Below are 9,365 nucleotides of genomic sequence, written 5' to 3' on the forward strand. Positions count from 1 at the left end.
CCCCCTGCCGCCCGAGCCACGCGAGCGTCGCCCACACCGGCACCCCGCGCGAGCGGCGCGACATCTCGGGGACGGTCTCGTGCGGGTCGCTCGTCTCGGCCGCGACGAGGTAGCTCGCGCGGATGCCGAGCGCGGTCCGTGCCGCCTCCCGGTCGGCGACGATCGCGATGCCGCTGTCGTACGGCACGTTGAGCGTCTTGTGCGCGTCCGTCGCCCACGAGTCCGCCGTCTCGTACCCGTGCGTGAGGTGCGCGAGGCGCGGCGACGCCGCCGCCCACAGCCCGAACGCGCCGTCGACGTGCACCCACGCGCCGGCCTCGTGCGCGGCCGCGACCGCCGCGCCCACGTCGTCGAACGCGCCCGAGTGCACGCTGCCCGCCTGCAGGCACACGATCGCCGGACCGTCACCGTCGGCGAGGGCGTCCGCGAGCGCGTCGACCGCGATGCGTCCCTGGTCGTCGGACGGCACGAGCCGCGCCGCACCGAGCCCGAGGTAGCGCGCCGCGAGGTCGACCGACCCGTGCCGCTCCGCACCCGCGATGAGCCGCACGCGCGGCGCACCCGTGAGGCCCTCGGTGCTGACGTCCCAGCCGGTCTTGCGCAGCACGTGCTCACGCCCCGCGGCCAGCCCGACGAGGTTCGCGGTGGTCGCGCCCGTCACGAAACCGACCGCCGACGCCGCGGGCAGCCCCAGCAGGTCGAGCAGCCACTCGCCCGCGAGGTCCTCGACGGCCGTCGTGCTCGGGGACGAGTGCCGCATGCCGCCGTTCTGGTCCCACGTGCTCACCAGCCAGTCCGCGGCCAGCGCCACCGGGTACGTGCCGCCGATGACCCAGCCGTAGAACCGCGGCGACTGGCTGGCCAGCAGCCCCGGCTCGACCGCGTCGGCGAGCCGGTCGAGGACCGCGCGCGGGTCCTGCGTCGACTCCGGCAGCGTCCGTCCGAGCGCGTCCTTGACCTCGCCGACGTCCGCCGCCGGGGGGATCGGCCGCTCCGGCACCTGGTCCAGCCACTCGACCGCCCGGTGCCGGGCAGCGTCGAGGAGGTCGCGGTAGTCGTCGACCGGGGACATGGGCACCTCGTCCGTGGTGCGCCGGCCGCCCGGGCCGCGCACCCGCCGCGCCGCGGGCGCCGTCGCCCGCGGGGGTCCGCATGCTTCGGAGTGTTCTCCCGCGCCCGGGCGCCGTCAACGCGCGGGCCTGACGCGTGACGACCGACGCCGACGTGCGAGATCGGTGACCGTCGTGCGCACGCGGCCAGGCCACGACGCGCGCGGCCGCGGGTGTCGACATGCACGAGGGCCGGGCACCGTCGGACGGCACCCGGCCCTCGTGTCCCGCGTGGCGCGACGGCGTCAGCCTCGCGGTGCGGCCCCCGGCAGCGGCGGCACGACCGGCGGCAGCGCCCGCTGGGGGGCGGCCTTGCGCGCCTGGTCCGGCACGACGAACGGCTGCGCGTCACCCACGCACACCGTGCCCTCGGCGGGCAGCGTCCCGGCGAGCAGGTAGCCGTCGACCGCGTCGGTCACGCACGCCGATGTGCCGTACGCCGTGTGACCCCAGCTGTCGCTCGACAGCAGGCGGCTGCTGCCGAGGACCGCGTCGGCACCGACCGCGCCCTCGTAGTTCGTCGCCGGGTCCCAGTAGTTGCCGACGACGAGCACGGGGTGCGCCGACGAGCGCGAGAACGGGCCGCGGTAGGCGTCCTCGTCCTGGACGGTCCACGTCGACGACGCGCACGGCGCCGACGCCCACGTCCACAGCGGGCCGAAGCCCGGGGCGTCCGCGTCGGCCCGCCTGGCCGCGGCGGGCCACTGCGACGCCTTCGACGGGTTGAGCCCGTCCGTGCACAGCACCGACTGGAACGCGTCGAGCCCGTTCGGGTACGGGAAGCCGAGGCCGAGCGCGGCGCGCTGCGCGGCCTCCTGCGCCGCGGCCGCGTCCTGCTCCGCCTGGAGCGTGCGGAACCGCTCGACGAGGGCGGCGTTCGCCTCGGCGCCCTCCGGCGTGCCCGTGCCGCCGGCCTGGAGCGACGCGACGAACGAGATGTCGGAGTCGACCCACTGCCAGCCGTCGGGCGCGTACAGGTCGGACAGCAGGAACGAGACGAACGTCGCGTAGGTGAGCGTGAAGACGACCTCGCCCGTGTCGGGGTCGATGATGTCCACCGGCTGCTGCTTGAGCCCGTCGATCACCCCGTCGTACACCGCGTGCGGCTCGCCGAGCGCCGCCGTCTGGCAGACGTCCGCGGCCTCGGCGCACCGGTCGAGGATCTCCTGCAGCGCCTTCCACGCGCCCTCGCCGGAGCGCAGCCGCTGGGTCTGCGGCACCGACGCGGTCGCGGGCGTCCCCGCCCACGCGGTCGGGTCCAGCACGCCGTCGATCACGAGCGCTCGGACGCGGTCCGGGAACAGGTTCGCGTACACGCTGCCCAGGTACGACCCGTACGAGAAGCCCAGGTACGTGAGCTGCGCGTCGCCGAACGTGCGGCGCAGCACGTCCATGTCACGCGCGACCTCGGCCGTCGACATCGACCCGGACAGCGGCTTGCCGGTCGTCGAGCACGCGCGCCCGAACTTCTCCGACGACGCGACCGCCGCCTTCGTCTCCGCGTAGCCCACCGGGAACGCGACGCCCGTCAGCCCCGAGACCGCTGCCGCCTGCTGGCCGACGTCCTTGAAGCACTGCACGTTGCTGCTGAAGTTCGTGCCGCGCGGGTCGATCCCCACGACGTCGAAGCGCGCGAGCAGCTCGGGGGCCAGGAACTGCGGCGCGGCGGCCGCGATCTCGACGCCCGACCCGCCCGGCCCGCCGGGGTTGAGGAACAGCGTGCCGATCTTCCGTGCCGGGTCCGTCGCCGGGATCCGCAGCACCGCGACCTCGGTCGTCGCGCCGCGTGGCTCGTCGTAGTCGAGCGGGAGCGCTGCCACCCCGCACTGCGCGGTGGACCCGAACAGCGGGCTGCAGTCGAACCAGCCGAGGTCGGGGACCTTCACGCGGTCGACGCGTGCGGCCTCGGAGCGGGACGTCCTGTCGCCGCCGGTCGGTGCCGCGGACGCGGCGGTCGCGGTCGGGACGACCGCGGCGGCGACGGTGAGTGCGGCGAGCGCCGCGACGAGCGTGCGTGCTGATCTGCGCAACTGCATGCTTCCCCCTGCCGGCGTGCCGTCGGCCGCCCCTGTGCGGCCTGCTGGCCGGCACGCGCCGCCCCCACCCTCTCGACGCCCTCGCGCGCGCCACAAGGGCCTCACCGGGCCCTTCACGGGACGTGCGCAACTGGACGTCCGCCCTGGTCGGGGGCCTGCCGGTGCGGAGCCGGGTGCCGGGCGCGACACTCGACCCCATGGACGTCATGACGTGGGTCGACGGGTACGAGCGGGCGTGGCGCGGCAACGACGTCGCGGGTCTCGACCAGCTCTTCACCGCCGACGTGCGCTACCTGCGGTCCGCCTACGACGACGGGCTCGACGGCCTCGAGGCCGTCCGCGAGTTCTGGTCGGACGACACGCCCTTCACGATGCGCGCCGAACCCGTCGCGGTGCAGGGCGACACCGCGGTCGTCCGGGTCGAGGTGCACTACGGGGGCGACGAGCCGCACGAGTACCGGGACCTGTGGATCCTGCGGTTCGCGGGCGACGGCCGCGTGCGGCACTTCGAGGAGTGGGCGCACTGGCCGGGCATGCCGGGCTGGAACCCCGCCGCCGAGTAGCGCGCCCGCGCACACGCGACCCGGGAACGACGACGGCCGGCACCCGAGGGGTACCGGCCGAGGCGATCGCGTGGAGCGGGTGACGGGAATCGAACCCGCGCCATCAGCTTGGGAAGCTGAAGTTCTACCATTGAACTACACCCGCGTGACCGTCCGGCCGGTGACCTCTGCGCTCGTCAGGGGCTCGCGAGCCCCGGAGACGTCGGTCGCCGTCGTCGGCCCGGACAGCATACCCGGCACGGCGTGCCCCGCGAAGTCGCGTCCGCACCCCCGCCGCACCCGAACCGGCCCGGCTCCCGCGGCGCCCGTGAGAAGGTCGGGCGCATGGCTGCCGTGCTCCGCCCGTACCACCCGTCCGACCTGGCCGCGATGTACCGCATCTGCCTGCTGACGGGAGCCGCGGGGGGCGACGCGACGCACCTGTACCGCAACCCCGACCTGCTCGCGCACCTCTACGCCGGGCCGTACCCCGTCGCCGACCCGGGCCTCACGTTCGTCGTGGCCGACGACGAGGGCGTGCTCGGCTACGTCGTCGGCACCGCCGACACCCCGACGTTCGACGCGTGGCTCGAGGCCCACTGGTGGCCGACGCTGCGCGCGCAGCACCCGGTCGGCGAGGACCCGGGCGACGGCACCGAGGACCACGTGCTCGTGCGCCGGATCCACGAGTGGGCCGGCAGCCCCGACGAGCTCGACGACCGGTACCCCGCCCACCTGCACATCGACCTGCTGCCGCGCGCCCAGGGGCAGGGCTGGGGGCGCCGGCTCATCGAGGCGCTGGCCGACGCGCTGCGGGCCCGCGGCGTGACCGGCCTGCACCTGGGCGTCGACGCGCGCAACACCGGCGCGATCGCGTTCTACGAGCGCGTCGGGTTCCGGCGTGAGCGCACGCACGACTGGGGGGCGACGCTCGTCCTCGACCTCTGACGAGCACCGCCCGGCCCCGCCGCGGCCGCGGTGCGGCGGGTCGGCGCGGCGTCAGCGGTAGGTGCGGAACCAGCCGAACACGTCGACGACCATGTGCACGTCCGAGGACTGCGCGTAGAAGGTCGACTTCCCGTCGACGCCGAGCGTCAGGATCGCCATGTTCGACTCGTCGCGGCCGGGCACGAGGTTGATGCTCGCGACCTCGGGCAGCGACGCCGGCACCGTCGTCGGGAAGACGCGCACGTGCGTCAGACCCGGCGGCTGGACGCCCGCGAGGTTCACCACCGCGGCGGTCGCCTGGCTGGGCACCGCGCTCGTCCCGCCGATCTTCACGTCCATCGAGCGGCCCGCGCGGAGGATGCCGCTGAAGCCGAGCGGGACGCGCGAGTCGGCGACGCGGGTCGGTGCGACGGGCACGAGACCGTTGGTGCCGGTCGCGGTGTAGTAGCCCGCGAGGTCCGCGACGAGGTGCGTGGCACTCTGGTTGACCCAGAAGCGCACGCGGCCGTTCTCGCCGACCTTGACGGTCACGAGGTTCGCCTGGTCGCGGCCGGGGTAGAGGTTGAGGTTCGAGGTCGACGGCCCGGACCACGGTTCGCCGAGGTCGGGGGTCGGCAGCACGCTGACGAACGTGGCGCCCTGGACGTTGGTGCCCGCGACGTTGAGGACGACGGCCGTCGCGTCCGCGGGCACCCCGCCGGTCCCGCTCACCTGCAGGTCGACCCACCGACCACCCGTGACCGCTCCGGCGGGGACGCCCGTGCCGTTGCGCGTGTCGAGCACGCGGCGCGGGGTGACCGGGACGTAGCCGCTCGCGCCGCCCGGGCTGTAGTACCCGAAGACGTCGAGGATCAGGTGCGTCGTGGGCCCCTCGGGCATGACCGCGAGCGTCTGGCCCGCACCGAGCTGCACCGTCGTGAGGTTCGGCTGGTCGACTCCCGGGACGACGTTGAGGTTCGCCGAGTTCGGCGTCGGGCCCGAGCCGTCGGCGGCCGTCGGGAACGCGCGCACGTTGCCGAGCGAGTCGTGCCGGGTCGCGGTGATCGACATGACGACCGCGGTCGCGTCGGGCGGCAGCAGCCCGGCGAGCGACACGACGAGCCGCTGGCCGGAGCGGACCGCGCCGTACGTCCCCGGGGTCGCGGGGTCGCGGGTGTCGACGACGCGGAACGGCTCGACCGGCGTGTAGCGGTCGCCGCCGGCGGCGACCGTGAACGGGATGCGGATCGGGGCGGGGAGCGTCGCGTTCGAGACGCCGTCGGTGACGCCCGAGACGACCACCGAGTAGTGCTGCCCCGCGGCGAGGTTCTTGTCGGGCGTGAGACTGACCGTCCTCGTGGCGCCGTCCCACACGGGCGCGGCGGTGCCGACGGTGGCGCCCGTCCCGTCGAGCAGCCGCACGGTTGCCTTCGTGACCGTCGCCAGGTCGCGCGCGAAGCCGAGGCGGATCGTCGGCTGGACCGCGACGCCCGACGCGTGAGGGGCGATGCTGGTGGACCGCAGCCAGCCGCGCGACGTCGACCCCGACGGGACGGTCTGCTGCAGCGCGATCACGCCTCCCTCGGCGAGGACCGCGTCGACGCGCGCGTCACCGTCGAGCTTCGCGAGCGCGAGCTGCCCCGGGCGGTCGTACACGGTCTGCTCGATCGGCGACGGCATCGGCGCGGAGAGCGTGCCGTCGCTGTTCTGACGCAGCAGGCTCACGCGCATGTCGAAGGCGTTCGACACGAGCACGTCGTTGCGGGTGTCCGCGTCGATCTGCCCGATGACGAGGTCACCCCCCGACTCGCCGCCCGCCGGGTACTCCTTGGTCGCTGCGAACCCACCGCCGGCGAGGGCGGCGTCGACGCGGACCGCGCTGCCGTTGAGCCGGACGACGTCGGCCCGCCCGTCGCCCGTGACGTCGCCGACCGCGACCGCGGTCACGAGCGGACCGCCTGCGGACGGCATGGCCACGGGGGCTGCGAGCGTGCCGTCGGCCGCCTGCGGGTGCACGGCGTGCGTCGTCACGACGTCGGGCCTGCCGTCTCCGGTGACGTCGCCGACGGCGAGGTACTGCGCCGACTGCGTCGTCAGGGCCTCCGCGACCGGGGTGAACACGCCGCTGCCGTTGCCGCGGAAGACCTGGATGCTCGGCCGGCTGGTCGAGACGACGACATCGACGAAGCTGTCGGCGTCCCACTTCACCGCCGCGATGTCGAAGCCACCGAACGCCGCGCCGCCGAAGGTCACGGGCGTCTGGCCCGCCACGCCCAGGGAGCCCGCCGCCTGCGTGAGCAGCACGAACCCCGTCGACGTCGTCGCGACCGCGTCGTTCTTGCCGTCGCCAGTGAAGTCCGCGACCGCGACGCCGTGGCCGTCGATCACGATGCCCGGCACCGGCACGTTCACGGGCGTCGCGAGCGTGCCGTCGCCCTTGCCCGGGTAGACGTAGACGCCGCCCCGGGGCTCGACCGTGACCGCGTCGTCCTTGCCGTCGCCCGTCACGTCACCGGCCGCGAGGACGCCGACGTCCGTGCGCGCCGGGTCCGCGGGCGGGGTGAAGGAGGGCGTGAACGGCGCCGTCGGGCCCTGCTCTACACGCAGCTCGTAGGTCCGGTCGGCGGGCGCCGAGCCGTTCGCGTTCGACACGCCGACGAGGACCGTCGTCGCGGCGGCGACCTGCACGAACACGTCCTCCGGCTCGGTCTCGTCGCCGTCATCCGCGCGCCCGAGCACCGCCCCCGACGTGTCCTGGACCTCCACGACGAGGTCGAGCAGCGGACCCGCGGCGGGGTCGCCCTCGGAGGTCTGGCCGACGTGCGCGCGGTACGTGCCCGCGGCCGGGAGCGCGACCGAGTACCAGTCGACGTCGCCCTCGGGCGAGAGCGTGGCCGTGGCGGTGGAACCGCTGGACAGCGCACGGGCCGTCACGGGCGTGTCGTCGCTCGAGCCCGGGTCGGCGGGGGCGCGGTCGAGCGCGACGCCCGCGGCCGCGCGCTGATCCGATGGCTGGGTGACCACGGCGGTCACCGCGGCGGCCACGTCGAGCACGCCCGCGCCGTAGTACGGGTCGTAGCCGCGCGGGCCTGCGTCGCGCGCTGTCGACACCAGGCGCTGCTCGACGAGGTCGGGGGACAGCGCCGGCTCACGAGCGAGCACGAGGGCCGCGGCGCCGCTGACCGCCGGTGCGGCGAACGACGTGCCGGAGCCGATGGAGTAGCCGCCCTGGGCGCGGGGGCCGACGACGTCGTGCCCGGGCGCTGCGATCGAGACGGTGTCGCCCCACGTCGACCAGCCGGCGAGCGCCCCGGCGTAGTCGGTGCCCGACACGGACAGCAGGCCCTTGATCTGCGGGGCGTACGCCGCGGGGTACTGCCGCACCTGGTCGCCCTCGTTGCCGGCCGCCGCGACGACGACGACGCCGGCGTTGACCGCCGCGTCGATGGCGTCGAAGAGCACCTGCGACGTGCCGGGCCCGCCGAGCGACAGGTTGATGACGTCGGCGCCCTCCTGGACCGCGTAGGCGATGCCGCTCGCGACGCGGGAGTCCGTGCTGTTCCCGGCGGCGTCGAGGACGCGGACGGGCAGGATCGTCGCGCCGTACGCGACCCCGACGGTGCCCTTGCCGTTGTTGCCGATCGCGGCGGCCGTCCCGGCGACCATCGTCCCGTGCCCGTTCGGGTCGGTGTTGGCGCCGCTGGCGTCGACGAAGTCCCTGCCCGTGAGCACGCGTCCGGCGAGGTCCTCGTGCGCGCCCGCGACACCGGAGTCGAGGACCGCGATCACGACGCCCTGCCCGCGCGTCGCCTCCCACGCGCGCGGCTGACGGGTGAGGTCGAGGTACGGCCACGTATAGGACAGCAGCGGGTCGTTGGTCCACCCGAACGCGTGCCGGACGTGGTCGACCTGCACCTCGGCGACGTCGGGGTCCTGCGCGAGGCGTGCGGCGACCTCCTCGGCGTCCTCGTCACCGACGGGCACCGCGACGAACCGGGTGCCGGGGACGAGCTCGCCGGTGGTCGCCGCGCCGGCGGCCGACAGCGTCGAGGACTGCGTCGACCTCGACGCGCCGGGCGCGAACCGCACGAGCACCTGGTCGGGCTGGACGTCGGTCGCGGGCGGCGGCTCGTACGCGGGCAGGTCGTCGCGCGCGTGCAGCACGGGACCGGTCGTGGGGTCGGACACGGGCGCGGGCGCGCTCCAGGCGGCGAGCGGCGTGAGCGCGACGGCGGTCAGCGCGAGCGTCAGCGCAGCGACGGCGGGGCGTGACTTCAGCATCGTCGGTCCTGTGGTGGTCGGACGACCTGGGGCCCGCGTGCCCGCAGCGACGGCGCGCGTGACCGGACGGTCCGGATTTTCGTCAGCGTAGGCGCACGTCGGCGGCCTGGCCGCACCCGATCGGGTGAAGGGGCGGGTGATCCGAACGGACGTCCGGCACTGGGCCGGTCAGGTGTCAGCCGTCGTCCGTCGGATGCGCGTCCCGCCAGCGCTCCTGACGGTCGGCGACGTCGGTGAGGACGCGGACGGCGAGCGTGAAGATCCGCTCGCCGACGGCGTCGCGGTGGCGTGTCGCGAGGTCGTCGAGGATGGCGGCGTGGACCCGGCGGTGGTCGCGCCCGCGGGCGGTGGGCACCACGAGCTTGGCGCGCCGGTCGGCGGGGTCCGTGCGGCGCTCGACATAGCCGAGGGCTTCGAGCTCGTCGACGGACGTCCCGACGACCTGCTTGTGCTGGCCGGTCCGGCGCGCG

6 protein-coding genes and 1 tRNA gene are annotated in these 9,365 nt (G+C 75.2%); 2 read left to right on the forward strand and 5 right to left on the reverse strand.

Annotated features, from left to right (window positions below; translation table 11 throughout):
• Together CTKZ_RS10995 and CTKZ_RS11000 are read right to left on the reverse strand one after the other, a co-directional pair.
• The coding region (locus CTKZ_RS10995) for a pyridoxal phosphate-dependent decarboxylase family protein (RefSeq protein WP_148090485.1) at positions 1-1,072 on the reverse strand (1,072 nt) is incomplete at its 3' end.
• A gap of 282 nt (positions 1,073-1,354) precedes the next feature.
• Positions 1,355-3,145, reverse strand: coding sequence for an alpha/beta hydrolase (locus CTKZ_RS11000; protein ID WP_124342990.1), 1,791 nt, complete (start codon positions 3,143-3,145; stop codon positions 1,355-1,357).
• 197 nt (positions 3,146-3,342) lie between these two features.
• Here CTKZ_RS11000 and CTKZ_RS11005 point away from each other — a divergent pair, with 197 nt between their 5' ends.
• Positions 3,343-3,708: a nuclear transport factor 2 family protein gene (locus CTKZ_RS11005; protein WP_124342991.1), complete on the forward strand. Its 366-nt coding sequence runs from the start codon at positions 3,343-3,345 to the stop codon at positions 3,706-3,708.
• Between the two features lie 71 nt (positions 3,709-3,779).
• On the opposite strand, the gene CTKZ_RS11010 is transcribed toward CTKZ_RS11005, so the two are convergent.
• Positions 3,780-3,853 (reverse strand) — tRNA-Gly (locus CTKZ_RS11010).
• 179 nt (positions 3,854-4,032) lie between these two features.
• Between CTKZ_RS11010 and CTKZ_RS11015 the strand changes: the two genes are divergently transcribed.
• Complete coding sequence (locus CTKZ_RS11015; RefSeq protein WP_124342992.1) at positions 4,033-4,635, forward strand: GNAT family N-acetyltransferase; 603 nt, start codon at positions 4,033-4,035, stop codon at positions 4,633-4,635.
• A gap of 51 nt (positions 4,636-4,686) precedes the next feature.
• Here CTKZ_RS11015 and CTKZ_RS11020 read toward each other — a convergent pair whose 3' ends face one another.
• Both CTKZ_RS11020 and CTKZ_RS11025 read right to left on the reverse strand, forming a co-directional pair.
• Positions 4,687-8,895 (reverse strand): S8 family serine peptidase, encoded by a 4,209-nt coding sequence (locus tag CTKZ_RS11020; protein ID WP_124342993.1) that lies wholly within the window; start codon positions 8,893-8,895, stop codon positions 4,687-4,689.
• A 175-nt stretch (positions 8,896-9,070) separates the two neighbouring features.
• The coding region (locus tag CTKZ_RS11025; RefSeq protein ID WP_124342994.1) for a MarR family winged helix-turn-helix transcriptional regulator at positions 9,071-9,365 on the reverse strand (295 nt) is incomplete at its 5' end.

The sequence above is a fragment of the Cellulomonas algicola genome (assembly GCF_003851725.1).
GTDB classification, from domain to species: domain Bacteria; phylum Actinomycetota; class Actinomycetes; order Actinomycetales; family Cellulomonadaceae; genus Cellulomonas; species Cellulomonas algicola.